At 73.2% G+C, this 24,408-nt stretch carries 15 protein-coding genes and 3 pseudogenes; 7 read left to right on the top strand and 11 right to left on the bottom strand.

Going from position 1 to position 24,408, the window contains the following annotated elements:
* Positions 1-45: 45 nt before the first annotated feature.
* On the bottom strand, positions 46-2,205 hold the full coding sequence (locus ACIP94_RS10635; protein WP_402422504.1) for a SpoIIE family protein phosphatase: 2,160 nt from the start codon (positions 2,203-2,205) through the stop codon (positions 46-48).
* Positions 2,206-2,480: 275 nt separating this feature from the next.
* On the opposite strand from ACIP94_RS10635, the gene aspS reads away from it, so the two are divergent.
* Positions 2,481-4,244 (top strand): aspartate--tRNA ligase, encoded by a 1,764-nt coding sequence (gene aspS, locus ACIP94_RS10630; RefSeq protein WP_402422501.1) that lies wholly within the window; start codon positions 2,481-2,483, stop codon positions 4,242-4,244.
* Positions 4,245-4,600: 356 nt separating this feature from the next.
* Here the strand turns inward: aspS and metG are convergent, their stop codons facing one another.
* Both metG and ACIP94_RS10620 read right to left on the bottom strand, forming a co-directional pair.
* Entirely contained in the window at positions 4,601-6,316 is a 1,716-nt protein-coding gene (gene metG, locus ACIP94_RS10625) for a methionine--tRNA ligase (RefSeq protein WP_402422498.1), read from the bottom strand.
* 181 nt (positions 6,317-6,497) lie between these two features.
* Complete coding sequence (locus ACIP94_RS10620; protein ID WP_402422495.1) at positions 6,498-8,363, bottom strand: VWA domain-containing protein; 1,866 nt, start codon at positions 8,361-8,363, stop codon at positions 6,498-6,500.
* 583 nt (positions 8,364-8,946) lie between these two features.
* On the opposite strand from ACIP94_RS10620, the pseudogene ACIP94_RS10615 reads away from it, so the two are divergent.
* Positions 8,947-9,444, top strand: a pseudogene (locus tag ACIP94_RS10615) (alkaline phosphatase PhoX); the annotation flags it as partial.
* 51 nt (positions 9,445-9,495) lie between these two features.
* On the opposite strand, the gene ACIP94_RS10610 reads toward ACIP94_RS10615, so the two are convergent.
* The 3 genes from ACIP94_RS10610 to ACIP94_RS10600 form a co-directional block, all read right to left on the bottom strand.
* Positions 9,496-11,427 (bottom strand): FUSC family protein, encoded by a 1,932-nt coding sequence (locus tag ACIP94_RS10610; protein ID WP_402422492.1) that lies wholly within the window; start codon positions 11,425-11,427, stop codon positions 9,496-9,498.
* A 90-nt stretch (positions 11,428-11,517) separates the two neighbouring features.
* Positions 11,518-12,534: an endonuclease/exonuclease/phosphatase family protein gene (locus ACIP94_RS10605; protein WP_402422489.1), complete on the bottom strand. Its 1,017-nt coding sequence runs from the start codon at positions 12,532-12,534 to the stop codon at positions 11,518-11,520.
* A 102-nt stretch (positions 12,535-12,636) separates the two neighbouring features.
* Positions 12,637-13,092 carry a hypothetical protein gene (locus tag ACIP94_RS10600; protein ID WP_402422486.1) on the bottom strand — a complete coding sequence of 152 codons (456 nt, stop codon included), beginning with the start codon at positions 13,090-13,092 and terminating at the stop codon, positions 12,637-12,639.
* Between the two features lie 304 nt (positions 13,093-13,396).
* Here ACIP94_RS10600 and ACIP94_RS10595 point away from each other — a divergent pair.
* Positions 13,397-13,534: pseudogene (locus tag ACIP94_RS10595) on the top strand (PLP-dependent aminotransferase family protein); the annotation flags it as partial.
* 54 nt (positions 13,535-13,588) lie between these two features.
* Here the strand turns inward: ACIP94_RS10595 and ACIP94_RS10590 are convergent.
* Positions 13,589-14,488: a hypothetical protein gene (locus tag ACIP94_RS10590; protein WP_402422483.1), complete on the bottom strand. Its 900-nt coding sequence runs from the start codon at positions 14,486-14,488 to the stop codon at positions 13,589-13,591.
* 453 nt (positions 14,489-14,941) lie between these two features.
* On the bottom strand, positions 14,942-15,412 hold the full coding sequence (locus ACIP94_RS10585) for a hypothetical protein (protein ID WP_402422480.1): 471 nt from the start codon (positions 15,410-15,412) through the stop codon (positions 14,942-14,944).
* A 114-nt stretch (positions 15,413-15,526) separates the two neighbouring features.
* Here ACIP94_RS10585 and ACIP94_RS10580 point away from each other — a divergent pair, with 114 nt between their 5' ends.
* From ACIP94_RS10580 to ACIP94_RS10570, 3 genes are all read left to right on the top strand, one after another.
* Complete coding sequence (locus ACIP94_RS10580; protein ID WP_402422477.1) at positions 15,527-15,742, top strand: hypothetical protein; 216 nt, start codon at positions 15,527-15,529, stop codon at positions 15,740-15,742.
* A 222-nt stretch (positions 15,743-15,964) separates the two neighbouring features.
* Entirely contained in the window at positions 15,965-17,068 is a 1,104-nt protein-coding gene (locus ACIP94_RS10575; RefSeq protein WP_402423055.1) for a PP2C family protein-serine/threonine phosphatase, read from the top strand.
* Positions 17,069-17,192: 124 nt separating this feature from the next.
* A complete protein-coding gene (locus ACIP94_RS10570) occupies positions 17,193-18,866 on the top strand; it encodes a hypothetical protein (RefSeq protein ID WP_402422474.1) in 1,674 nt (557 codons plus the stop codon).
* Between the two features lie 37 nt (positions 18,867-18,903).
* Here the strand turns inward: ACIP94_RS10570 and ACIP94_RS10565 are convergent, their stop codons facing one another.
* Complete coding sequence (locus ACIP94_RS10565; protein ID WP_402422471.1) at positions 18,904-20,145, bottom strand: amidohydrolase; 1,242 nt, start codon at positions 20,143-20,145, stop codon at positions 18,904-18,906.
* A gap of 436 nt (positions 20,146-20,581) precedes the next feature.
* Between ACIP94_RS10565 and ACIP94_RS10560 the strand changes: the two are divergent.
* Positions 20,582-21,777, top strand: a pseudogene (locus tag ACIP94_RS10560) (helix-turn-helix domain-containing protein).
* A 56-nt stretch (positions 21,778-21,833) separates the two neighbouring features.
* Here ACIP94_RS10560 and ACIP94_RS10555 read toward each other — a convergent pair.
* A complete protein-coding gene (locus tag ACIP94_RS10555) occupies positions 21,834-23,678 on the bottom strand; it encodes an alkyl/aryl-sulfatase (RefSeq protein WP_402422468.1) in 1,845 nt (614 codons plus the stop codon).
* Between the two features lie 289 nt (positions 23,679-23,967).
* Positions 23,968-24,393 (bottom strand): MarR family winged helix-turn-helix transcriptional regulator, encoded by a 426-nt coding sequence (locus ACIP94_RS10550; protein ID WP_402422465.1) that lies wholly within the window; start codon positions 24,391-24,393, stop codon positions 23,968-23,970.
* Positions 24,394-24,408 lie beyond the last annotated feature (15 nt).

Genomic DNA, 24,408 nt, shown 5'->3' with positions numbered 1-24,408 from the left:
ATGGCGGTCCTCCCGGTGCGGTGGGCCGGCGGGTGCCGGGCGGGCTCATCCCCCACCGTCCGTCGCGGGGTCCTCGAACAGTTCGAACCAGGTGCTCTTGCCCCGGCCCCGCGGCTCCACCCCCCAGGCGTCCGCGAGCAGTTCGGTGAGGACCAGACCGCGCCCGGAGGAGGCGAGTTCGCCGGGCCGGCGCTTGTGCGGCAGATCGTCGGCGGCGTCCGTGACCTCCACCCGCAGCCGGCGGCCCATGCCGCCGGAGCGGGGCGCGTCCCCGGAGACCTCCGCGAGGAGCAGGGCGTCGGTGTCGGTGTGCACGAGGACGTTCGCCAGCATCTCCGAGGCCACCAGCACGGCCGAGTGGACCTGGTCCTGCGAGGACCAGTCGTGCAGCAGCTCGCGCAGTTGCTGCCGGGCGCCCGCGACCCGCTCGGGCTCGGCCTGCGCCACCGTCAGCATCGTGCGGCGCACGGCCGGCGGGCGGTCGGCGGCGGCGCAGCGGTAGCCGCCGCCCGCCCGGCACAGCAATACCACGGCTATGTCGTCCTCGCGGCGATCGGTGAGCGGTCCGGTGGCGTGGTGCGAGGAGGGCCCGTGGACGGCCTGCACCAGGGTGTCGGCCAGCGTCTCCACGTCCCCCTCGTGCTCCTCCAGGATCCGCCGGATGCGCCGCCAGCCGGTGTCCAGGTCGTGCCCGCCGGTCTCGATCAGCCCGTCCGTGCAGAGCAGCATGGTCTCGCCGGGCTCCAGGACGAGCCGGGTGGTCGGGTAGTCCGCGTCGGGGTCGATGCCGAGCGGTATCCCGCCCGCGGTCGGCCGCGTCAGCACGGTCCCGTCGGCCATGCGGACGGCGGGGTCCGGGTGGCCGGCGCGGGCGATCTCCAGCGTGCCGGCCGCCGGGTCCACCTCGACGTAGAGGCAGGTCGCGAAGCGCAGGTCGGCGCCCTCGTCACCGTGGGTCATCCCGTGCAGAAAGCGCGAGGCGCGGGAGAGGACCGCGTCCGGAGGGTGCCCCTCGGCGGCGTACGCGCGCAGGGCGATCCGGAGCTGGCCCATGAGCCCGGCCGCGCGCACGTCGTGGCCTTGGACGTCGCCGATGGTCAGCGCGAAGCGCTCGCCACCGGCCCTCGTCCGGGAGGTGTCCGCGGGGAGCTGGATCATGTCGTACCAGTCGCCGCCGACCTGGAGCCCGCCGCCGGTCGGTATGTAGCGTGCGGCCATGGTCATGCCCGGTATCCGCGGGCCCAGTGTGGGCAGCATCGAGCGCTGGAGCCCGTCCGTCAGCTCCCGTTCCGTCTCGGCGGCACCCGCGCGGGAGAGGGCCTGGGCGAGCATACGGGCGACCGTGGTGAGTACCGAGCGCTCGTCGGGCGTGAAGGTGACGGGGTGCTTGAACGCCGCCATCCACGCGCCCATCGTGCGCCCCGCCACGGTGAGCGGCAGGAAGGCCCAGGAGCGGCGCTTGAAGCGCTCGACGAGCGGCCAGGCCACCGGATAGCGGGACCGGTACTCCTCGGGCGAGGACAGATAGACGGCGCGGCCGGTGCGGGCGACCTCGGCGGCCGGGTAGTCCGTGTCCAGCGCCATCCGGGCGAAGGGTTCCTCGTCACCCGGCTTGTGGCCGTAGTGGCCGACGACGGTCAGCCGGTCCGCCTCGATCCCGAACACCGCGAGCCCGTCCGGCGAGAAGCCGGGCATCGACAGCCCGGCCGCGACCCGCAGCACCTCCTCCGTGGACCGCGCCTCGGCCAGCGCGCGCCCCGCGTCCAGCAGAAACGCCTCGCGTGAGCGCCGCCAGTCACCGGTGACGGGGGAGCGCGCGGCTCCGCCCGGGGGCTCGGTGACCTCCTGGAGGGTCCCGACCAGGCGGTACTCCCCGGACCTCGGATCCACCGACGGCTTGGAGCGGCTGCGGACGATACGGATCACCCGCTGGTGCTCGTCCATGATCCGCATCCGGACCTCGGCGATGGTGCCCTCGGCGAGGGCGAGCCGGACGATCCCGTCGACCTCGTTCCAGTCCACCGGATGGAAACGGGCCCGGATGCCCGCCTCGGTGAGCGTCGCCGGCTGTGCGGGCAGTCCTACGAGCCGCGCGGCCTCCGCGTCGAGGGCGACCACTCCCGCCGCGGCGTCGTAGCGCCACAGGCCGGTCGCGAGAGCGGCCAGGAGGTCCCCCACGGCGGGCAGGGGCTCACCAGTGCGCATTGCCCTACTTTATGAAGAAGCGATCCGAATGTGCCACCGAGCGTATGAAAGCGGCTACTTGGTACGTATGTGGTGCGTAGCCGTCCGGTTACTGCGCGCCCGCGGAGGGCTTCGCGGAAAGGCGGCCGTCGATCGGCGGAGCGTCGCCTCCTGATCAGGGGGAGGCGATGTCGGGGCGGCCGGTACCCTTGGTAGGTCCGGGCCGTGGCCGCCCGGAGGCGCCGGGGGCGAGCGACCCCGGGAAGACCCGACCCGCGAAGACTGGATGAACGACGATGCATCGGTACAGGTCCCACACCTGCGGCGAGCTCCGCGCCTCTGACGTCGGCAGCGACGTCCGGCTCAGCGGCTGGCTGCACAATCGGCGCGACCTGGGCGGCATCCTCTTCATCGATCTGCGCGACCACTACGGCATCACGCAGCTCGTCGCCCGCCCCGGCACGCCCGCCTACGAGGCTCTGGACAAGGTCGCCAAGGAGTCGACCGTCCGCGTCGACGGCAAGGTCGTCTCCCGCGGCGCCGAGAACGTGAACCCGGACCTGCCGACGGGTGAGATCGAGATCGAGGTGAGCGAGGTCGAACTGCTCGGCGCGGCCGCCCCGCTCCCCTTCACGATCAACACCGAGGACGGGGTGAACGAGGAGCGGCGCCTGGAGTACCGCTTCCTGGACCTGCGCCGCGAGCGCATGCACCGCAACATCATGCTGCGTACGGCCGTGATCTCGTCCATCCGCCACAAGATGGCGGCGATGGGCTTCAACGAGATGGCGACCCCGATCCTCAGCGCCACCTCCCCTGAGGGCGCCCGCGACTTCGTCGTCCCCTCCCGTCTGCACCCGGGCAGGTTCTACGCGTTGCCGCAGGCCCCGCAGCAGTTCAAGCAGCTGCTGATGATCTCCGGCTTCGACCGGTACTTCCAGATCGCGCCCTGCTTCCGTGACGAGGACGCCCGCGCGGACCGTTCGCCGGGCGAGTTCTACCAGCTCGACGTCGAGATGAGCTTCGTCGAGCAGGAGGACGTCTTCCAGCCGATCGAGAAGCTCATGACGGAGATCTTCGAGGAGTTCGGCGGTGGCCGTCATGTCACCTCCCCCTTCCCGCGGATCCCGTTCCGCGAGGCGATGCTGAGGTACGGCTCCGACAAGCCGGACCTGCGCGCCAAGCTGGAGCTTGTGGACATCTCCGACATCTTCGAGGGCTCGGAGTTCAAGGCCTTCGCGGGCAAGCACGTGCGCGCACTGCCGGTGCCGGACGTCTCCTCGCAGCCCCGCAAGTTCTTCGACCAGCTCGGCGAGTACGCGGTGGAGCAGGGTGCGAAGGGCCTGGCCTGGGTGCGGGTCGGCGAGGACGGCTCGCTGACGGGCCCGATCGCGAAGTTCCTGACGGAGGAGAACGTCGCTGAGCTGACGAAGCGGCTCCAGCTCGCCCCCGGCCACGCGGTCTTCTTCGGCGCGGGCGAGTTCGACGAGGTCTCGAAGATCATGGGCGCGGTGCGGGTGGAGGCCGCCAAGCGTGCCGGCCACTTCGAGGAGGGCGTCTTCCGCTTCTGCTGGATCGTCGACTTCCCGATGTACGAGAAGGACGAGGAGACCGGGAAGATCGACTTCTCGCACAACCCGTTCTCGATGCCGCAGGGCGGCCTGGAGGCGCTTGAGACCCAGGACCCGCTGGACATCCTGGGCTGGCAGTACGACATCGTCTGCAACGGCGTCGAGCTGTCCTCCGGCGCCATCCGGAACCACGAACCGGAGATCATGCTCAAGGCCTTCGAGATCGCGGGCTACGACCGTGAGACCGTCGAGGAGCAGTTCGCCGGCATGCTCCGCGCCTTCCGCTTCGGCGCCCCGCCGCACGGCGGTATCGCGCCGGGCGTCGACCGCATCGTGATGCTGCTGGCCGACGAGCCGAACATCCGCGAGACCATCGCGTTCCCGCTCAACGGCAACGCGCAGGACCTGATGATGGGCGCCCCGACGGAGCTGACGGAGGAGCGGCTGAGGGAGCTGCACCTGTCGGTGCGCAAGCCGCAGCCGAAGTAGCAGCCCCGAGGGGCAGCCCCGAGGACAGCCCGGAGGGGCAGCTGAGCGAGGCGGTGCGCTGAGCGGCGTGCCGAAGAGGTGGCTCGGAACCGATGGTCGGTTCCGAGCCGCTGTCGCATGGATCCCCCGAAACCACAGCCCTTTCTACGCGGGGCCCGGAACCGAGCGCTCGGTTCCGGGCTCTCCAAGGGGCCCGGAACACATGGGCCCGGAACGCATGGGCCTGGAGCACATGGGCCCGGAGCACATGGGGAGGCGCGCGTGAGGGGCGGGCACATGGTCCGGCGGCGAGGCTCGTGAAAAGCCGGGGCCCGGGAAGCCGAACGCTTCCCGGGCCCCGCGGCGTACCGGCGGTGCTACTCGGTCTCGCCGCCGAAGCGCTCCTTGTACGCGGCCAGGTCCTCGTCCGTCAGCTTCGCGAACAGCACCGGAGGAACCGTGAAGGGCGTGCCGACCGGGACCGTGGTGAGGGACTTCGCCTCCTCCCGCGTCACCCACACGGCCGTGTCGTCCTTCAGGTCGAAGGCCGCGCGCATGGCCGCGGAGGACGTCGGGATGAACGGCTCGGAGACCACCGCGTAGAGGTGGATCAGGTTCATCGCCGTCCGCAGGGTGAGGGCCGCGCCCTCCTTGTTGGTCTTGATCTCCAGCCAGGGGGCCTTCTCCTCCAGGTAGGAGTTGCCGGCCGACCACAGGGCGCGCAGCGAGGCCGCCGCCTTGCGGAACTGGATGGCCTCCATGTGCTCCTCGTACTCCGCGAGGAGACGCGCGATCTCCTCACCGAGCCGCGCCTCGGCCTCGCCCGGCTCGCCGCCCTCCGGGACCGCGTCGCCGAAGCGCTTGCGGGAGAAGGACAGCACCCGGTTGACGAAGTTGCCCAGAGTGTCCGCGAGGTCCTTGTTCACCGTGGCCGTGAAGTGCTCCCAGGTGAAGGACGTGTCGTCCGACTCCGGGGCGTTCGCCATCATGAAGTAGCGCCAGTAGTCGGCGGGCAGGATCTCCAGCGCGTCATGCGTGAAGACACCGCGCTTCTGCGAGGTGGAGAACTTTCCGCCGTAGTAGTTGAGCCAGTTGAAGGCCTTGATGACGTCGACCTTCTTCCACGGCGCGCGGGTGCCCAGCAGGGTCGCCGGGAACATCACGCTGTGGAAGGGCACGTTGTCCTTGCCCATGAACTGGGTGTAGTGGACGTCGGCGTCCGACTCCCACCACCACGAACGCCAGTCCCGGTTCTCCGGGTCCTGGTCCGCCCATTCCTTCGTGGCGCCGATGTACTCGATCGGGGCGTCGAACCAGACGTAGAAGACCTTGCCCTCGGCGGCCAGGTCGGGCCAGGTGTCGGCCGGAACCGGGACGCCCCAGTCCAGGTCACGGGTGATCGCACGGTCGTGCAGGCCCTCGGTGAGCCACTTGCGGGCGATCGAGGAGGCCAGCACCGGCCAGTTGTCGGCGCGCTCGTCGACCCAGGCCTCGACCTCGCCGGCCAGCGCCGACTGGAGGAGGAAGAGGTGCTTGGTCTCGCGGACCTCCAGGTCGCTGCTGCCGCTGATGGCGGAACGCGGGTTGATCAGGTCCGTGGGGTCGAGGACGCGGGTGCAGTTCTCGCACTGGTCGCCGCGGGCCTTGTCGTAGCCGCAGTGCGGGCAGGTGCCGATGATGTACCGGTCGGGCAGGAAGCGGCCGTCGGCGTTCGAGTACACCTGGCGGATGGCCCGCTCCTCGATGAACCCGTTCGCCTTGAGCTCGCGGGCGATCTCCTGCGTGATCTCGCGGTTCTGCGGGGACGAGCTGCGGCCGAAGTAGTCGAACGCCAGGTTGAAGCCGTCGTACACCGCCTTCTGCGCGTCGTGCGCCTGGGCGCAGAACTCGTCGACCGGCAGGCCCAGCTCCTTGGCCGCCAGCTCGGCGGGGGTGCCGTGCTCGTCCGTCGCGCAGATGAAGAGGACGTCGTGGCCGCGCCGGCGGAGGTACCGGGAGTACACGTCCGCCGGGAGCATGGACCCCACCATGTTGCCCAGGTGCTTGATCCCGTTGATGTACGGAAGGGCGCTGGTGATGAGGTGTCGAGCCATCGCGGGCTGCTCCCAAGTCGCTACATGCGGTGACGATCGTCGGTTTCCGGACCCGTCTGTCATCGTCTACGAACCTTGAAATCGTAGCCGACATGGGTGCGCCGCCCGCTTCCCGTTTTAGGGGGTGAGAAACGGACGGCGCGTTCGAGCGGTCTTCTGTGGCTCCTGCGGGCCGTGAATCCTACGGGCGCCAGTTCGCCAGTACGCCCTCGTAGACCTCCGCGTCCGTCAGCTCGCGCGGGGTCTCGCCGGCCAGGAAGTGGGCCGTGTTGTCCGACTTCAGCTTGCGGAGGTAGTCGAAGGCCTTGTTCTCGGGGTCGCCGAAGGCGATGAAGGAGAAGAAGAGGGCGGGGTGGCTCTTCGCGGCGTCCGTGAGGGACTGGGTGGCGGGGGTCTTCGCGTCCGGGGCGCCGTCCGTCTGGAAGATCACCAGGGCGGGCAGAGCGGGGTCCGCGGACTTGTCGTGGTGACCGAGGACGGCCTCCACCGCCGCGTGGTAGCTCGTACGGCCCATGCGGCCGAGGCCCGCGTGCAGGTCGTCGATCCTGTTCTCGTGCTCGGCGAGGGTCAGCTCTCCGGTGCCGTCCAGTTCGGTGGAGAAGAAGACGACGTGCACCGTGGCCTCGGGGTCGAGGTGGGCGGCGAGGGCGAGGGCCTGCTCGCCCAGGGCCTGGGCGGAGCCGTCCTTGTAGTACGGGCGCATGGAGGCGGAGCGGTCCAGCACGAGGTAGACCTTGGCCCGGGTGCCGGTGAGGCCGTGCTTGTCGAGGACGGTCGCGGCGGCCTTGTAGGCGGTGGTGAGACCGGGAGCGCGGGACTTGACGCCGGCGAGGCTCAGGGCGGGCTGCGCTTCGGCCTCGGTTTCTGCCTCGGTTTCTGCCTTGGCTTCGGTTTCGGCCTCGGTTTCGACTTCGGCGTCTGCTTCGGTTTCGTTTTCGTCGTGGGTGTCCGCCGGGGTCTGGGGTTCGGCGTCGGTGGGGGCGGACGAGGTGTTCGGGGCCTCTTCGCCGGCGGCGACCGGCTCCGGGGCGGGGGCCTCCGGCTCGGCCTCCGGGTCCTTGGCCTCGGGCTCCGGGGTGGTTTCGGCGACGGGTTCGGAGGCGGGTTCAGGGGTGGTCTCGGCGACCGCTTCCGGCTTGGGCTCCGATTCCTCCGCGGACTCGGGCTGGGGGGCCGTGGCCGCCGGCTCCGCCTCCGGCGCGGCCTCGGCGGGGGCCTCGGTCTCGGGTTCCGTCGCGGCCTCGGCGGGGGCCTCGGTCTCGGGCTTCGCAGCCTCCGGCTCCGGGGTGACCTCCGGTTCCGCCTCCACGGCCGGCGCGGACTCGACGGCAGCTCCCGGCTCAGGGGTCTCGGCGGTCTCGGCGGTGGCCTCGGCGGCAGTCTCGCCCCCGGGCTCGGCCACCGGCTCGGGCTTCTCCTCCGCCATCGGCTCCGGCTCGGCCTCGGTGGCTTCCGCTTCGGGCGTCTCCTCGGCCACGTGCTCGGGCTCCGCCACGGCCTCCGGTTCGGTCTCTGCCGTAGCCTCCGGTTCGGGGGTCTCCTCGGCCACCGGCTCGGTCTCCGCCACGGCCTCCTCGGCTACGGGCTCCGCCGTAGCCTCCGGTTCCGGCTTCTCCTCGGCCACGTGCTCGGGCTCCGCCACGGCCTCTTCGGCCACGGGCTCGGGCTCCGCCACCGCCCCCTCGGCCACGGGCTCGACCGTAGCCTCCGGTTCCGGCCTCTCCTCCTCCGCCGCCGCCGGCTCCTGCTCGGCCTTCGCCGTGGCCTTCGGTTCCGGTTCCGTGGTCGTCGTCGGATGGACGGACTCTCCCTGCGGAGACGCCTGCCTCGGTACCGTCACGTTGTCGAACGCCGCCGACACCAGCTCGTGTTCGTCGTCCCGGCCCGTCGACTGGGCCGGGACCTCCGCCGACGGAGCCTCGGTGATCACCGCGGCGGCCGTTGCCGTTTCCGTGGCCGCCGTCGTCTCCCGCGAGGGCTCCCCCTCGGCGGTGCGACCCTTGCGTGAGCGGCCGAACGCGTTCCGCAGGAGAGTGAGAATGCCCATGTGCGCAACCCTTCGCGTGAGTTGATGCCCGTCAATCCCTGGCCAGGACGGACACGTAAGGTTAGCCGTCGAAGGCGCCGATCTTGAGCAGGGTCCGGCCATCGGAAGCGCCGTTGTCAATACCGCTATCTCGCCGTTACCGGCCTCGAAGGACCCCGCCTTCTCCGCGTACCCCTCCCCGTACTCCAAACCCCTTACGGATCCCCGTGGTTCGCCGACCGTTCACCCGGCCGCCCCGCTCCCGCACCTCCCTGCCCCTGAGGTCACGCCCACGCCAAGGGGTCGTATGGGGAGAGCAAAGTGCGCAAACCGCTGCCGCTGATCGGAACGCCGCCCGGCTCGCATCCCGGCGGCCGGTCCACCCTGACCTGCCGCCACCGCTGCGGTGACGCCTGTTTCCACGAGGTTCCCCACACCAGCTCCGACGAGTACGTCGGCGATGTCATCGCCGGTGGCCTCAGCCGCCGTTCCGCGCTCCGCGCCGCCGCCGTCGTGACCGTGGCCGCCGACACCTGTACGGCCGCCGTCACGGCCACCGCCCCGCAGGCCCAGGCCGCCACCCCCATCGCGACCCCCGCCACCCGTGGCCTCCGCTTCCCACGGGTCCCCCCGAGCGGTTCGACCGCCGCTTCGACCTCGCCCAGGAGTCCAACGAGGTCCACCGCTTCGGCTACGTCGTCGAGTCCGGCCCGTACGGCCCGTCCTCCATGCCCGCAAGCACACCGCTCTCGGCCGTTTCGAGCACGAGGCCCCCACCGTGCGGCTGACCGGGGACGGGCGGCCGGTCGTCTGCTCCGGGCACGACGAGCGGTTCCACTACCAGGTTCGTCGGCGGCAAGCGCATGCGGCACGGGAGCTCCCGTGCCGTGCGCGAACACAACCTCTCGCTCCTCGACGAGGGGACGCTGCACGTCGCCAAGCTCACGGGCGACTCCCCGGCCTCCGACATCGACGGCAGCGGCAGGCCCCCGGTGACGGAGAGTTCGACGGTTCCGGGGTCTGGACCGCGCCGGCCACCGCGACCGCGCACGGGGCCGTCTCGCACGTCGAGGGCATGGCCGCCGAGGAGGTCTTCGTTTTCACCCGGCCGGCGGGCGACAGAGTGGGTGCGGGCAAGAGCCGCTCGCCCCCCTCAGTGTGGCGACGCGATCGCCCGGGCCGCCGCCACCTCCTGCCGCAGCGGTTCCAGGATGCCGTCCGCCGGGCCGGTGAGGTCGGTGCGGACCGCGACCAGGACCTCCGTCTCCCGCAGACTCTCCGACAACTCCCGCAGTTGCAGGGCGACCTGCCCGACCTCCGCCGGGGAGGGCGGCGGCGCACCCTGCTTCACCCGCACCCGTGCCGCCGTCGTCGCGTCCACGATCCGTTCCACGGCGACGACCAGCGGCCACCAGGCGGCGGCCCGGCGCCCGGTCGGCGGCGGCTCGGTCAGGGCCCGCTGGAACTCCGTACGGACGGTGGACAGATCGCGGTACAGACGGCGCCGCATCCGGGCGCGCGCCGCCGGGTCAGCGGTGTCGCCGAACGCGCTCTCCACGTACTGCGCGGTGTCGGCGACCGCGTCCGCGAGCCGGGCTCCGACCCGGGTGTGCCAGCTCTCCGGCCACAGCAGATAGCCGGCGACGAGCGCGATCGCGCAGCCGATGAGGGAGTCGACCAGCCGGGGCACCAGCAGCGCCGTGCCCAGATGGTTCAGGAGGTCCGACAGCAGCAGGATCACCGGTGTGATCGCGGTGGTCTGGTAGCCGTACCCGCGCGGGGTCAGCGCCGGGATGAGCGGGCCGAGGGCCGCCAGCGCCGCCACGTCCCACCAGCCGAGCGGCACCGCGGCCAGCACCACGGCCGCCACCACCAGGCCCGCCACGGTGCCCACCGCGCGGTGCAGCGCCCGCGAGAAGACCGAGCCGAAGTCGGGTTTCAGGACGAAGGTGACGGTGAGGGCGACCCAGTACGAGCGCTGGACCGGCACCAGGGACACCAGGGTCTGGGCGATGCCGACGCACAGGGCGAGGCGCAGACCGTAGCGCCAGGAGGTGCCGGAGAGGAGGACGTCGCGGCTCGCGGTGTAGGCGCGGACGCTGAGGGAGGCGGGCCGGCCGAGGCGGTCGACGAGGGCGCGCGGGGCGACGTCGGGGGCCGTGACGACCTCGGCGGCATGCCGCAGCGCGTGGTCGACGGCGCGTCCCGCCTCCCCGACCGGATCGGGCAGATCGAGGGGGAGGGCGCCCCGGTCGGCGTCGATGGCGTCGGCGAGGCGGCGTACGGTGTCGGGTGCCCCCTCGGGCAGCGGCCTGCCGTGGCGGTGGGCGGCCGGGGCGGCCTCCACGACCGGGGTGAGCGCGTTCAACCGGGCCAGCAGGCGCACCAGTTCCGGGCTGCGGCCGTGCTGGCCGGCGCGCCGGGCGAGAACGAGGTCGTACGCGTCGTTGAGGGCCCGGGTGACGGCGTACCGGGTGGCGTCGTACTCCTGTGTCCCGCAGGCGGCGAGCAGTTGGGCGACCGCCCGGTAGGCGGCCGCGACCGAGGTCCGCTCCGGCACGCCCGAGCGCAGCGGCCAGGAGAGCAGGGCGAGGGCGAGGACCAGCAGTCCGCCGCCGGACATGAGCAGGGGCGCGAGCCACCAGTCGCCGGGCAGCGGGAGTCCGGCGCCGATCACGGCGTTGAGAAGCAGCAGCAGTCCGGAGACGGAGGCGACCGCGCCGATCGTGGAGATCATCCCGGAGATCAGCGCGACCCCGGTCACGGCGGTGACGGCGAGCCAGCTCTGCCCGAACACCAGTGCACCGACGGTGACACCGGCGGCGCCGAAGAGCTGGGGGACCGCGATGTTGAGGATGCGCATGCGGTACGCGTCCGCGGTGTCCCCGATGACACCGGACACGGCGCCCATGGAGGCGAGCGCGCCGTAGCCGGGGCGGTCCGCGGCGAATCCCAGCGCCAGCGGCAGGGCCATCGCGATCGCGGCGCGGACGACGGCGGGCCGGTTGACGCGGGCCTGCTGCGGCCGGAGGTTCCTTACGAGCCAGTCGGGAGGGGCGAGGCTGATGGGGAACTCTCGGGACATGCCCTCATTATGGCCATTCGTTCGAATGGTTTCCGATCGTTCGAACGGTGGCCCAGCCGGGCGGAGAGCCCAGGCCCTCCGAGCCGGGGGTCAGTGCGCCTCGGTGTGCCGGTGGAGGGTGACGTCGACGACCAGGGCGTGGTGGTCGGTGTCCGACAGGGTGAGGAAGTGCGCGGAGCGCGCCGAGAAGTCCCGGGAGACCAGGACATGGTCGATCTGGACGCCGAACAGCGGGGCGGTCCGCGCGGGCCAGGAGGGCGTACGGGCGTCGTCGGACAGGCGTGCGCCGTCGCGCAGACCGGCGTCGAGGATGCGGCGGAAGGCGGCGTGGTCCTGGGAGGCGTTGAAGTCCCCGGCGAGGATCGTGGGCGCGCCGTCGCCGGAGGCCGCGTAGGCGCGCAGCTCCCCCAGTTCACGGCGCCAGACGGACAGCTGTCCCGGCAGTGGGGGCATGGGGTGGGCCAGCTGGAGGCGGACGGGGTGGCCGTGGACGTCGGCGACGGCGCCGGGCATGCCCATGGTGCCGGGCACACCGGGCGCGGCCGTCAGCGGGAACCGGCTGAGGATGACCGATCCGTCGGAGCCCGCGCCGTCGACGGCCCGCCGGTAGGGGTAGGCGCCGTGCGTGCCGCCGAAGGCGCGCTCCAGGGTGGCGGAGCAGTGGTACTCGCACTCCTCGACGAACACGACGTCGGGGCGCTCGCGGCGGATGGCGGGCACCAGGGAGGCGGTGCCGCGGCCGAACTCCACGTTGGAGGTCAGCACCCGGAACCCGGTGAGCGCGGGGCCGGCGGGCGCACCGGCCCCGCCGTACGGCTCGGTGAACCAGGCGAGGGCGGCGAGCACCAGGATCGCCCCGGCAAGGCCGGTGCGCCGGCGGGCGAGCAGGGCGAGCAGGAGGGCGAGCGCGGCGGGGACGGACAGCCAGGGCAGGAAGGCGAGCAGCTGGGGCACCGGTGTGACGGCGTCGGTGCCGGCGGCGCGGCAGCCGACGACGACGCCGGTCCCGGCGAGCAGCAGCCACGCGATCCAGGCGGCCGCGGTACGCCTTCGGGACCGTGGCCGGGCGCGGGGCGGACCGATCGGCTCCACGGTCGCAGTCTCCACGGGCCGGCCGCCTTCCCCTCGATGGGCTGGATGCCCGAATCCTCCCTCACGGAGGGAGCTCCGTCATAGAGGGAGCCCGGGGAAAGGGCGTTCGCACGGTCGTCACAGGGTGCCGCCGGCGCTCCCGGGGGGCTGCGGTGGTCGCTCGGCGTGGCCCGCCGTGACCAGGGACCAGATCACGAAGGCCCCGATGGCGATGGCGATGACCGACCAGACCGGGGCGTACGGCAGGAACATGAAGTACTCGACCATGTACAGGGCCGCCAGGCCCACGCCGATCGCCCGCGCCCAGTCCCGGCCCTGGAGCACGCCCCAGCCCGTGACCGCGACGAGGGCGCCGATGACCACGTGGATCCACCCCCAGGCGGTGAGGCTGAACCCGTACACATAGTTGCCGACGCGGGCGTAGACGTCGTTCGCGGCGATGCCCGCGATGCCGTTGAGCACGCCCAGGATGCCGCTGACCATCATCAGGACACCGGCGAACGCCGTGCCGCCGGTGGCCCAGGCCGTCTCTTTCGGATGCGGGGTGGTGGTGCGTGCGGTGTGCTGGACCATGGGGCCGCCTCCTCGGGACCTCGGGACCTTCACCCGCAGGTTCGCCCGTGCGGCGGTGGAGCGCAGGGTGATGTAGGCCGAACGGGTGGCCGGGCGGATCCGGGCGGATCGGGGGCGATGACCAGGCGGCTCCGGGGAACCCGGCGAACTGCGGGGCGCGCGATGTCACGGACGTCGCCGCCGCCGTCGCCGCGGCGCCTTGACGGGCGCAGGCGAGGCGGACGGTCACGCGCGTGCTCCACAGCCGCGGGCCGTCAACTCCTCGGCGCAATGGGATCATTGCTCTCGGCGTCATCGTAGGGGGATGGCGGGGGACTACCGGAGCATCGCCGACCGAACAGCCGCGGACATCACCGCGGGACGGCTGAGGCCGGGCCAACGGCTCCCGCGGCAAGGGCGGTTCGCGCGCCGACGCGGTATCGCCGCGTCCACGGCGGGGCGGGCGCGCTCTTCACGGCCGCCGCGCGCGGGGCGGAGGGCGCCGCGGAGGAGTGCGTCAGGCTCGGACTTGCGTCGGCTCCTCCGCCGGAACCGGCGGGGGCGCTGCCGACGCTCGCCGACGTCGCACGTAAAGGCCCGTGAGCCAGGCGCCCAGGGCGACCGCGAGGCCGACGCCCATCAGCACCCAGGAGACCAGGCGGAGCGTTTCGGTGAGCGCGTCGTAGACCGCGCCGGCCGCCGGGTGCGAGACGCCCGGCGGGAGGTCTGCCAGCGTCATCCGGCGGCCCACCGCGATCGCCACCGCGAGCAGCGCGGCGCCCAGGGCCGTGCCGAGTCCGGTCGCGAGCACGGCCCGGCGGCGCGAGACGGAGACGAGGATGCCGGTCAGGGCGAAGGCGGCCGAGGCGACGGGAAGCCAGAAACCGGCGACTTCGAGCACGTGGAACCCCTTCCGGAGCTTCGTCAGGTCCTTCGACTGGAGCAGGGTGATCTCCGTGTGGGAGACCGGGATGCGGCCCGCGAACGGGATGTGCTCGTCGGCGAGTTGCCGTTTCATCCGCTCGGTGGCGGGGGCCAGGTCGAGGGTGACGGGGCTGTCGTCGTCCTCGCGCAGCGCGCGCATCACGGCGTCGTGGGCGCTCAGGTTCGCGGTGTCCCAGGCGGAGCGGAAGGCCTCGGTGGCGGTGAACGAGCGGACCGCGTCGTGGACGAAGGCGTGCACGGATCCCTGAAGGGGCGCGCCGACGTGCACCTCGCGCATGATGCCGTCGGTGACGGCGCTGGCGATGGCGTCCTGCACCTCGGCGTCGGAGGCGAGCGGGGCGGTGGTGGCGGCGTAGCGGGCGCTGTCCTCGATGCCGTACTTCGCCCACATGGCGAGGACGCCGAGCGGCACGAGCAGGCACGCGAGGCTGACCAGCACGACGGAGAGAGGGCTCCGGACACGTCGGGACACGTCACCAGCCAACCGTGTCCGCGTCCACCCTGCGAGCGATATGCCTGCAAACGGGTGGATATGACAATCTGATGGGTGACCGGCGGACGGCGGTGGCCCGCCCGGGCCGCGCGCTCGGGTGGAGGGTTCGCCCGAACGGGTGTTATCTGGTGGGTGGGGAGAGGAACGGACGGCAACCGATCGGGAGAAGTCCGTGGATCGGCCCGCCGCGGCCTCTCCTGTTTCCAGGGCTCCTCGACCGGCGCCCGGGGAGCGGATTCCGCCCCGGGTGACGGGTGAGTGAGGGAGACGCATGAGGCCCCGGCGCCCGCTGGGCCACCACACAACGGGGTCTCGTGCGCCAAGCCGGGGGACGGCGGCCCTACGGGTGTGCGCCGGTCCGTGGACGGGCGCACACCCGGTTCGGGCCGGCCGACGCGCGCGGGGGCCGACCGCCGGCCGGCCCGTCAGTGCTCAGGAGATTCTGTGGCCCGCCGCGTCCTCGTGCGTGTAGTAGCGGTAGAAGTTGAACGCGAAGAAGGCCACGGCGACCGCGAGCGAGAGGCCCGTCGAGAGCAGCACGGTCTCACCGGTCTGGCTGTACAGGAAGCCGAACGCGATGCCCGCGAACGCCGCCCACAGCACCGCGTGCAGTTCGCGACGCAGCCGGGGTCCCACCCTGAGCAGCCCCATGCACACCGCAGCGAACACGATCGCGCACACGAAGCCGAACAGGATGTTCCAGCCGGTGATGGGACCGGCGGCACGGCGGTTGGCGGCGGCCCAGTAGCCGTAGAGGAGCCCGAGGACGACGGGCACCGCCACCCTTCCCGTCATGTGCGCGCGGTGGTCGAAGATGTCCGGCGGGCGGTATCGCGTGACCGGCCCCCGGGGTGCGGTGACAGGTGTGCGCGAGGCCCCTGACGCGGGTGTCGCGTGAGTCATGGGAGCACTCCTCTCTCCAGGCGTCTCCTCGCCCCCGTACACCAGGGCACACCTGGCCGGCGCGCCGGGCAAGTCGGGATGCGCGGGCCCGCGGGCCGTGTTTCGCTGGGGCTCATGAGGATCGTGCTGTTCGGCGCCACGGGCATGGTGGGCCGCCGGATCGCCGCGGAGGCGACGCAGCGCGGGCACCGGGTCATGGCCGTCGGTGACCAGCTGCTCGCCGACGCGGACGGGGTGAGCCGGATCAGCGCCGAGGACTACGCGGTCGCGTTCGTCGACGAACCGGAGCAGGGCGCGCACCCGCGCGCCCGCATATCGGTCGCGTACTGACACGGCGGAAGGGCGGAGCCGGTGCCCCCCAGGCGACCACCTCACGACGGTACGCCGGCCTCCGGGGACGGGCCGCCGCCCCGCCGGCGGCCCGAGGGCTCGCTCCCCGCCGGCCCCGGCGCGGACGCCTCCGTCTCCGAAGCCGCCGCCCCCGCCGGGCTCCTCCGTGCGCGTTTTCCCCGGCCCTCGGGGGCCGATGCCCTGGTGCGAGGTGGGTCGGAGCTGCTGCGCGTGCGCGGACGCAGTGTCGCCTGGGTGGCGCCGCTCGGTCTGCTCCTCGCCATCGCCGCGCTCGACTGGTTCACCTCCGGCGACTTCAGGACCATTTCCTGGGTCGTGCTGGTGCCCGGCATCGCGGCCGCGATCTGCGGGCTGTGGGGCACGGCCACCGTGGCGGTCCTCGCCGTCGTCATCTACGAGCTGGAGGACCACGCCTGGCCGCACCAGTTCCGGAGCGGTCTGCCCGACTTCATCCTCGTCGTCCTCGGTGGACTGCTGGCCGTACTGGCCTGCGCGGTGCGGCTGCGCGGCGAGCGGCGGATGCTGCGCATGCAGGACATCGCGGAGACCACCCGGCGCGCGGTGCTGCGCCCGCTGCCGCCCGGCTGGGGCGGCCTCGACCACGCGGCGGTCTATCTCGCCGCCGACAGCGTCGCCCGCGTCGGCGGAGACTTCTACGACATCCAGCCCGGCCCCCAGGGCACCCGCGTCCTGCTCGGTGATGTCCAGGGCAAGGGCCTCGGCGCGGTCGCGGCCGCGTCGGCGCTGCTCGGCACCTTCCGCGAGGCCGCCTACCACGAGCCGCTCCTCGTCACGGTCGCCGACCGGCTGGAGGCCCGGATGCTACGGCACATCCGCTACGGCGCGGCGATCGGCCGGGACGAGGCCGACCGCTTCGCGACCGCCGTGCTCTTCGGCTTCCCCCCGGACGACCCCGCGCATGTGGAGTTCATCAACTTCGGGCACGAGCCGGCGCTGGTGGTCACGCCGGGCGGGATACGGTCCCTGCCGCCCGGCGGGCGGCTGCCGCTCGGCCTGGGCGACCTCGGCGGCCGGCCGCCCTGCCCGCTGTGTGTCCCGTTCGCCCCCGGCGAGACGCTGCTGCTGGTCACGGACGGGGTGTCCGAGGCCCGGGACACCAGCGGATGTTTCTTCCCGATGTACGACCGGGTGGCCCGCGCGGTGGCCGAGGACCCGCGCGCCGCCGAGCCCGGCCGCCTGGTGCGCCTGATCCGCGACGGCACGCTGCGGCACTGCGGCGGCCGCCTCGACGACGACACGACGATCTTCGCGCTACGACGCCCGCACCCGCCCTGCGGTGCCTGAGCCCCCGCCTCACCCCCCTGCCGCACAACCCGGGCCATAGACGGGCGTTTGTCGTTCGTCCGTCGCAGCTTTGCAGGCGCAGCCGTTACCGTGCTGCCGTACGTGATCGATCGGGGAGGGAACGATGCCCGGAACCGTGCTGCTGCTCGCGGCCTCACCGGCGGGCAAGGGGTGCCTGGTGGACGCGGCCTCCGTGCTCCCGGTGCTCGCGGCCGTCGCCCCGCCGGTGCTGTCCGGCACGGACACGGCGAACGTGATCGAACTCGCCGACCCGCCGGACCCGCAGGCGGTCCTCACCCGGCTGCGGGCCGCCGCGGCCGCGCCCGGCCCGCTGACGGTGTTCCTCGTCGGCCAGCTCCAGCTCGACCGCCGCGAGCACCTGCCCCATCTGGCGCTGGCCCGGACCACCCCGGCGACCGTGCGCTACACGGCCTTCCCCTGGCACTGGATCCGCGAGGAGCTGCGGCTGCGCCCGGCCGGGGCGACGACGGTGTTCGCGGATCTGCACGCGGACGCGGAGACCTGGCGGTATCTGCGCACCCGGCCCCTGGACTGCGGCCGGACCGTACTCCTCCACGGCCGGGTCGCCCCGCCGCCCCCGCGCCGTGCGCTGGCCGCGCCGGCGTACATGAAGGCCGTGGCGACGATCCTGCGCAGCGGCCACCGCCCGGACCCGGGGACCCTGCACCACGAGGCTCTGACCCGGGCGCTCGCGGAGAAGGGCGCACCGGCGGGCGCGGAGGGGGACGTCATCCTGGCCCCGGTCGTGAACTCCCCGGTCCCGCACCAGCCGTGGCACACCCCGCCCGCGGGGTACATCCCGCACTCCGGGCCCTCCGCGCATCCGGAGTATCGGACGCTCTCCGCGCACCTGACGCATCCCGAGCACCTCGAGCAGCCGACGCTCTCCGAGCACCTCGAGCAGCCGACGCATCGCGAGTATCCGACGCATTCCGCGCGGCCGACGCCCCCTGAGCAGCCGACGCACCATGCACACCCCGAGCAGCACCCGTCCCCCGAGCAGTACCCGCCCCCCGAGCAGTACCCGTCCCCCGAGCAGTACCCGTCCCCGGGGCAGTACCCGTCCCCCGGGCGGACCGCCGACGCTCTCCGGAGCGCCGGGCTCCCGTCCTCCCCCCGGACATCCCCGCCCCCCGTTCCGCTCCAGGCCACCGTGCCGCCCCCGCCCCCCGTTCCGCTCCAGGCCACCGTGCCGCCCCCGCCCCCCGTTCCGCTCCAGGCCACCGTGCCGCCCCCGCCCGCCGGTGCGCCCCAGGCCACCGTCCCCGTTCAGGGCACCGGTACCGGGGCGCACGGCGCCGCCGTCCGGCCGCTCCGGGTCCCCGCCCCGCCGGCACCGGACCCGGACCCCCACACCGCGCTCGCGGCCGCCGTGCAGGACGGCAGACACGCGGAGGCGGCGGCGCTCGCCGCGCGGTGGGAGCAGGCCGCGCTGCGAGAGCACGGGACCGGCTCCGAGGAGGTGCTGCACTGGATGGAGGTGCGCGCCGACCTCGCGATGCTCGCGGGCGACCCCGGTCTGAGCTGTGAGACATGGCTCGCGGTCGCCGCCGCCCGCCTCGCCGCCGGCCAGGCGCCCGAGGACCCGGCGGTGGAGGCGGCCGTCGACCGCGCCCACCACCAGTGGGGCCGTATGCGGGACACCGCCAGGGCCCGCCAACTGGGGCCGGGCCTGGCCGCGTTGAGGGAACGGGTCCCCGGACGCCGTGAAGGTGCCCTGAACCATGTCCACAGGCGCCTTCGCCGTCTGGGGCCCGGGCTGCGGACCCAGCCGTGAGGGGAACCGGGCGCGCGGCGGCCGCGCACTGAGTCGGTCAGGCCACTGACAGGTGCGCCAGGGCCCCCGACACCAGCGCGCGGACGCCGGGGACGAGGGTGGACGGATCGGGTGCGAAGCGGGGGCTGTGATTGCTCGGGACGGCCGCGAACCTCTCCATGAGGTCCGCGCCCGGTGCCGCCTCCCAGACGTCCGCCGGGGTGCTCGTCACGAACCAGTACGCGTACGGCATCCCGTCCGCCGCGAGGTGCGGGAAGTCCTCGCTGCCCATCGCCGGGCCCGGGTCGAAGACCGTGGCCGCGCCGAACACCTCCCGGTGCGCGGCGGCCACCCGGCCGTGGGTGGCCGTGTCGTTGACGGTGACCGGGAAGTCGGCGCCGACGCTCACCTCCGGCTCGCGCGGGCAGCCCGCGGCCAGGCACTCGCCCGCCGCGATGCGCCGGATCGCGGCGATCATGCGGTCCCGCACCTCGACCGACTGCGTGCGCAGGTTCAGGGCGATGCGCGCCTCGGAGGGAATGATGTTGTGCCGGGTGCCCGCCTCGATCCGGCCCACCGTCAGCACCGCCGAGTCGCGCGCCGCGATCTCCCGGCTGACGACGGTCTGGAGCCGGGTGACGAGGTACGCGGCCGTCACCACGGGGTCCACGGTCGACTCCGGGCGTGAGCCGTGGCCGCCCCGGCCGTGCACCACGATGTCCACGTCCGTCGAGGCGGACAGGATCAGACCCGGGCGGTGCGCGTAGAGCCCGGCCGGGCCCGGCGCCGCGTGCTGGGCGAGCAGCACACCGGGGCGCGGGAAGCGCTCGTACAGCCCGTCGGCGACCATCGCCCGCGCGCCCTCGCCCGTCTCCTCGGCGGGCTGGCCCACCACCAGCAGCGTCCCCGACCACGCGTCCCGCCCGGCGGCCAGCGCCCCCGCCGCGCCCGCCAGCCAGGTGACATGCAGATCGTGCCCGCAGGCGTGCATCACGCCCGGTACCTCGGAGGCGTAGGGCAGGCCCGTCTCCTCGGCGACCGGCAGCGCGTCCATGTCGGCGCGCAGCAGCACGGTGGGCCCGTCGCCGTTGCGCAGCACCCCGACCACCCCGGTGCCGCCGACGCCCTCGGTGGTCTCGTACCCGGCCGTGCGCAGCCGCTGCGCGAGCCGTCCCGCGGTCCGGTGCTCGCGCAGGGACAATTCGGGGTGGCGGTGCAGGTCCCGGTACCAGTCCTCCAGGTCCGGCACGGGGAGATCGGCGGTGAGGTCCAGCGCGGTGCGTGCGGTGGGAGAGGTCACGAAACCAGGGTATGCGTCGGCGGGCGGCGCGTCGGCGGGCGGTCCGGTCGGCGGGTGGGGCGCCGGAGCGCGGTTCGGCTAGCGGGTGAGGCCATCCTGCGGGGCCATGTGCCGTATGTGCGGCGCTGGTTGCGGCTGGGCGGCCCGTGCCGGGCCCGCGTTCGCCGCGGTGACCAGGGCGGCCACGGCGACGACGGCCGCACCGAATCCTCTGACGTGGCGTGCGCGTATGCGTCCGTGGAGCAGGGAAGGGCGTCCGCGGAGCACGGAAGGATGTCCGGGCACGGCAACCGACCTCGCAATGACAGCGATGGATCAAGCACGTTCGACGTGACTCCCAAACTAGGGGTTCGGGTTGCCCGACGGAAGTGGCCGCCTGTTGACGAAAAGTCAGAAAACGGACTTGTCAACTGCCCCAACCGGCATGATTGATCGCATGGTGAAGCGGGACGACCCGGAGACCATCGGTCGCAGAGTCCAGCGGCTCGGGCGGGAACAGGGCAGGACACAGCGACAGTTGGCCGAGCCCGCGTACACCGCCGCGTACATCTCCACTCTGGAGGCCGGCCGGGTCCGCCCCTCCGACGAGGCGCTGGGGCACATCGCCGAGCGGCTCGGTGTCGCCTACGAGGAGCTGGTGACCGGCCGCCCGGCCCATCTCGCCACCGCGCTGCGGCTCAGGCTGACCGACGCCCAGCGCACCCTGGCCACCGGGGAGGCTGAGGCCGCCGTCGAGCAGTACGACGCACTGCCGGCCGAGGCCGAGGCGCACGCGCTGGACGCCGAGCAGGCCGCCGCGCTGCTCGGGCTCGGCGAGTGCGCGCTGGAGCTGGGCGATCTCGCGACGGGCAGAACCGCTCCCGACTGCACGACCCGGACGCCCTGCTGCTGCTCTACGCGAGTGCCATCGGCCCGTACATGGACATGGGCGCGCAGGCGCGGGCGGCCCAGGCGGCCGAGTTCGCGCTGGCGCTCGCCCCGCAGGTGCGGGACCCCGCGCTGGTGGCCCGGATGCACCGGTCGGTCGCCCGCACGCTCCTCGCGGAGGGACGCGTCGCCGAGGCGGACGCCGGCCTCGCCAAGGCGGCCGAGCTGTACCGGCGGCTTCAGATCCGCACCGAGCTGGCCAACTGCCACTGGATGCGCGGCTATCTCTACGCCCAGAACGGCGAACTTCGGCGTGCGGAGGGGGAGTTGCGCGAGGCGCTCGCCATGCTCGCCGAGCAGCGCGCCGCCCTCTACAGCAGCCAGGTCGCGGTGGAGCTGGCGGATGTGCTGCACCGGCGTGGGAAGTCCGAGGAGGCCGCGGAGCTGCTGCACGGTGTGCTCGGCGACATGGGACCCGAGCGGGGCGCGGTGCACTCGGCCGCCGCGCACCGCCTCCTCGGCATCATCGCGGAGGACGCCCGCGACACGGAGACCGCGGAGGAGCACTATGTGCGGGCGCTGAGCCTCCTGGAGCGGGCGGGCGCGGCGGGCGACCTGGCGGATCTGTGCCGGCTGCTGGGTGATCTGCTGCGCCGCACCGGCCGGGTGGAGGCGGCCCTGGACGCCTACCGCACGGGCCTCGGCCACCGCACCGCCCCGGGCACCACAACCCTGGGCCCGGCCCCGGCCCAGCCACCGCTCTGATCCGGCCACGGCGTGACACGGCCACCGCTCTGATCCCGCCTCGCCCTGACCGCGTCTCACGGCGTCACGATCGCGAACCCCTGATCCGGTCGTGTCACATACGAGAACAGCCGCTTCAGCAGCCCCCGGTCCCCGTCCGTCTCGATGCCCGCGAGACCGCTGCCCGTGAGCAGGCCCAGCAGTTCGGGGCGTGTCAGGGTGAGGGTCAGGCCCGCGTGCGGTTTCGGTGTGCGGTGCAGGGGCAGGCTGCGGTGGGTGAGGGCGCCGTGCTCCAGATTGAGCCGGTGCCGGCGCTGCTCGTCGATCACGACCAGGTCGATGATCAGGCGCGGCTCCTTCGCCGCGCGCGGCCCGTCGATGCGGACCGCGATGGCGTCGAGCAGCATGCTCACGGTGAGCGCCGACGCCATCCCGGCCGTGTCGCCGACGGTGCCCGCGCTGCCCGATCCCTCGCGCAGTTCCAGCGCGCCGGTCAGATAGATGTTGCGCCAGGGCCCGTTCTCGGCCCCGTGCCCGAGCCGTTCGTACACCCCCGCCAGCAGTTCCCTCGCCTCCTCGTCGTCCGGGTCGGCGAAGACGAGGTGGTTGAGGAGGGTCGCGGCGAAGCGCAGGTCGCCGGCGTCGACGTAGCGGCGGGCCGCCGCGCGCATCGCCTCCGGGCCGCCCGCCACCTCCACGTACCGTCGGGCGAGGCCGGCCGGCGGATGCTCCCACAGATGCGCGGGGTTGCCGTCGTACCAGCCCAGATACCGCTGGCTGACGGCCTTGACGTTGTGGCTCAGGGACCCGTAGTAGCCACGTGCGTGCCAGGCGCCCTCCAGCGCGGGCGGCAGCCGCAGCTCCTCCGCGATCTCCGCGGCCGTCAGACCGTTGTTCAGCAGCCGCAGCGTCTGGTCGTGCAGATACGCGTACAGGTCCCGCTGCTCGGCCAGCAGCCGCACCACGTTCTCGTGCCCCCAGGTCGGCCAGTGGTGCGAGGCGAAGGCCACGTCGTAGGCGTCGCCGAAGAAGTCGATCGCCTCGTCGAGATGGCGGGACCACGCGCGGGCGTCGCGGACGGGGGCGCCCCGCAGGGTCAGGATGTTGTGCAGGGTGTGCGTGACGTTCTCGGCCAGGCACAGCGCGCGCCGCTCGGGGAAGAGGAAGTTCATCTCGGCGGGCGCCTCGGTGTCCGGGGTCAGCTGGAACACGATCGGCACCCCGTCCACGGTCTCCCGCTGCCCGGTGTGCGTGATGTCGAGGGTCGGCGGGACGAGGGTGACCGTGCCGGTGGACAGCGTGATGCCGAGACCCGTGCCGATGTGCCCGTCGGGCGCCTTCGGCAGCCGGGTGCCGTGCATGAAGGCGGCACGGCGGGCCATCGCGGGCCCCACGAACACGTTCTCGCTGACCGCGTGTTCCAGGAACCCGGCGGGTGCGAGCACCGGCACCCCCGCCTCCTCCTCACGCGGCAGCACCCCCCGGGCGCCCCCGAAGTGATCGACATGGCAGTGGGTGTAGACGAGCCCGGTGACGGGCCGCTGCCCGCGGTGGCACCGGTACAGCCCGAGGGCGGCCGCCGCGCACTCGGCGGAGATCAGCGGATCGACGACGAGCACGCCGTCCCTGCCCTCGATCAGGGTCATATGGGCCAGGTCGAGCCCGCGCACCTGGTACACGCCCTCGGTCACCTCGTACAGCCCCTGACGCGCGCACAGCTGCGACTGCCGCCACAGGCCGGGATGCGCGGTGGCGGGACAGTCCCCGTCGAGGAACCCGTACGCGTCCCCGTCCCACACCACCCGCCCCTCCCCGTCCGTCACCACCGCGGGCACCAGGGCGGCGATGAAGCCGCGGTCGGCGTTCTCGAAGTCGGTCCGGTCCTCGAAGGGCGGCAGTCCGTCACGGGGCGCGGCGTCCATGGGGCCAGCTTCGGCGCGCCGGATGCCGGGGGCCAGCGGTGGGGGACCGTTCGGGGCGGCCCCGGGGCCCGGGCGCCGCCGTACGCCGGACCGCCGTCAGGGGAGGAAGTGGCCGTACGAGCGGTTGCGCGTGGGGACGGGGCGTCGTCGAGGACGGCCGGGGCACGCCGGTGCCTGCACGGAGGTCCGCGGCCGGCGGGACGCCCTCGCCGACCGGCCGGGCGTCCGCGGGGTCCGGCACCTCAATCGTGCCGCCCGCGCGTGGCGGATCGGGGAGAGGCGGCACCGGCTAGCCGTCCGTCCGCTCCCCCTCCACAAGCCGGTGCAGCAGCCCGAGCAGGGTCGTCCGCTCGGCCTCGGACAGTGGGGCGAAGCACTCGGACAGGACCTCGTCGGCGACCCGGTGTCCGGCCTTCAGGGTCTCCTCCCCGGCCGGTGTGAGGTGGTGCTCGATACGCCGGCCGTGTCCCGGCCGCCGGTCGATGAGGCCCTGGGCCGCCAGCCGCCCGGCGAGCGAGCCGAACGCCTGCTCGCTCTGGAACGTCGCTGCCGCCAGCGACCGCGCGGTCGCGCCCGGGGAGCGGCCGACGGCACGCAGCGCGTCCCACTGTGCGAGCGTCGTCCCGATGCCGGCGAGCCGGCTGTCGAGGGCCCGGTGCTGACGGTACTGGGCCTGCTTGACGGCTCTTCCGAGGATCTGCGGTTCAGGGGCCATGGAGCCAGGCTAACA

The organism is Streptomyces sp. NPDC093261 (assembly GCF_044753645.1).
In the GTDB taxonomy this organism is placed as follows: domain Bacteria; phylum Actinomycetota; class Actinomycetes; order Streptomycetales; family Streptomycetaceae; genus Streptomyces.
The sequence above is the reverse complement of the archived record's forward strand: the minus strand, read 5'-3'. Positions and strand labels throughout refer to the sequence as shown.

Bases quoted from the DNA above. Each gene is read 5' to 3' on its own strand.
- metG (WP_402422498.1), bottom strand. From the start codon at position 6,316: ATGGCTCGACACCTCATCACCAGCGCCCTTCCGTACATCAACGGGATC.
- ACIP94_RS10620 (WP_402422495.1), bottom strand. From the start codon at position 8,363: ATGGGCATTCTCACTCTCCTGCGGAACGCGTTCGGCCGCTCACGCAAG.
- ACIP94_RS10550 (WP_402422465.1), bottom strand. From the start codon at position 24,393: ATGGCCCCTGAACCGCAGATCCTCGGAAGAGCCGTCAAGCAGGCCCAG.
- ACIP94_RS10600 (WP_402422486.1), bottom strand. From the start codon at position 13,092: ATGGTCCAGCACACCGCACGCACCACCACCCCGCATCCGAAAGAGACG.
- ACIP94_RS10585 (WP_402422480.1), bottom strand. From the start codon at position 15,412: ATGACTCACGCGACACCCGCGTCAGGGGCCTCGCGCACACCTGTCACC.
- ACIP94_RS10635 (WP_402422504.1), bottom strand. From the start codon at position 2,205: ATGCGCACTGGTGAGCCCCTGCCCGCCGTGGGGGACCTCCTGGCCGCT.
- ACIP94_RS10580 (WP_402422477.1), top strand. From the start codon at position 15,527: ATGAGGATCGTGCTGTTCGGCGCCACGGGCATGGTGGGCCGCCGGATC.
- ACIP94_RS10570 (WP_402422474.1), top strand. From the start codon at position 17,193: ATGCCCGGAACCGTGCTGCTGCTCGCGGCCTCACCGGCGGGCAAGGGG.
- ACIP94_RS10610 (WP_402422492.1), bottom strand. From the start codon at position 11,427: ATGTCCCGAGAGTTCCCCATCAGCCTCGCCCCTCCCGACTGGCTCGTA.
- aspS (WP_402422501.1), top strand. From the start codon at position 2,481: ATGCATCGGTACAGGTCCCACACCTGCGGCGAGCTCCGCGCCTCTGAC.
- ACIP94_RS10555 (WP_402422468.1), bottom strand. From the start codon at position 23,678: ATGGACGCCGCGCCCCGTGACGGACTGCCGCCCTTCGAGGACCGGACC.